Source organism: Parasphingomonas frigoris (assembly GCF_036663815.1).
In the GTDB taxonomy this organism is placed as follows: domain Bacteria; phylum Pseudomonadota; class Alphaproteobacteria; order Sphingomonadales; family Sphingomonadaceae; genus Sphingomonas.
In genome coordinates, this window is sequence record NZ_JAXOJQ010000063.1 from 1 (window position 1) to 1,204 (window position 1,204).

At 64.5% G+C, this 1,204-nt stretch carries 1 protein-coding gene; it reads right to left on the reverse strand.

Annotated elements, in window-relative coordinates; genetic code table 11:
- Positions 1-283 precede the first annotated feature (283 nt).
- Positions 284-1,204 (reverse strand): IS66 family transposase (gene tnpC / locus U1872_RS22475; protein WP_332795077.1); only part of this gene is annotated, 921 nt, incomplete at its 5' end.

Consider the following 1,204-nt stretch of genomic DNA (forward strand, 5'->3'; position numbering starts at 1 on the left):
TGGCGGCTGCGCTGCGGGGCTGCCTGGCGCGACGTGCCGGATAAGCACGGCAGGTAGAACACAATTTATCGGCGGTTCATGCGCTGGAGCGAGGCCGATACCTGGGAGATTGTGTCGGTCATGCGCATCGGGTGACTTGGAACGGCGCCGGTGGGCGGCTGATCTTCTCGCACCGACGGCAAGAGACGTTTCCCCGCATGGTCTGAATCACCTTGTGGAGGGCGGGCAACTTTTCGATCTTCTAGTGCGGTTTCTCAGTAAGCGTGGCTGGCAGACCGCAAAATTACGCGGCTTGCGCCACCGGCTCTGCGGTTTGCGCGGACCAGTTCCAGAGCATGAGCTCGTCCCATCGCGCTGCTGGCCAATCAGCTGCGATCTTCCCAGTGACGTCGGCGATGTAGGCCTGCGGGTCGACGCCATTGGCCTTGCAGGTCTGCATGACGGTGTAGATCGCTGCGGCACGCTCGCCGCCCGTTTTCGAACCGGAGAACAGCCAGTTGCGTCGTCCGACGGCAACGCCGCGCAGCGCACGTTCGGCGATATTGTTGTCGATCTCCAGGCGCCCGTCATCGAGGAAGCGACACAGCGCGAGCCATCGCTTCGTGCCATAGGCAATAGCCTTGGCCATGTCGGACTTCGGCGACAGCCGGCGCAGTGCTGCGTCGAGTATCTCGCGCAGCGCATCGACCAGCGGCCTTGTCCGGTTCTGCCGCGCCGCCAGCCGCACGTCGGGCGGCCTGCCGCGGACCTCCGCTTCTATGCCGTACAAGGTACCAATGCGTTCAAGAATGTCGGTGGTCAGCGGCGTGGCAACCCGCTCGTGCAGATCGAACACCTTGCGCCTGAAATGGGCCCAGCATGCGACTTCGGTGGCGCCGTTTCGATAGAGCCAGTCGTAACCGGCATAGGCGTCAGCCTGGAGGAAACCTCGAAATCCGGCAAGATGGGTTTGCGGGTGTGCACCGGTGCGGTCGGTCGTGAAGCGATACCATGTCGCAGGCGGGGTCGTGTTGCCGGAGGCGCGGTCGTCGACCGCATAGACCCACAGCCGCCCGGTCGCGGTGCGTCCACGGTCGGGGTCGAGCACGGGAACTGGCGTGTCGTCGGCGTGGATCTTGTCGCCTTTCAGCACTTCATCGCGGATGCGGCTGACGATGGGATCGAGCAGCGCCGCTGCCTGGCCGACCCAGCCCGCCAGCGTCGA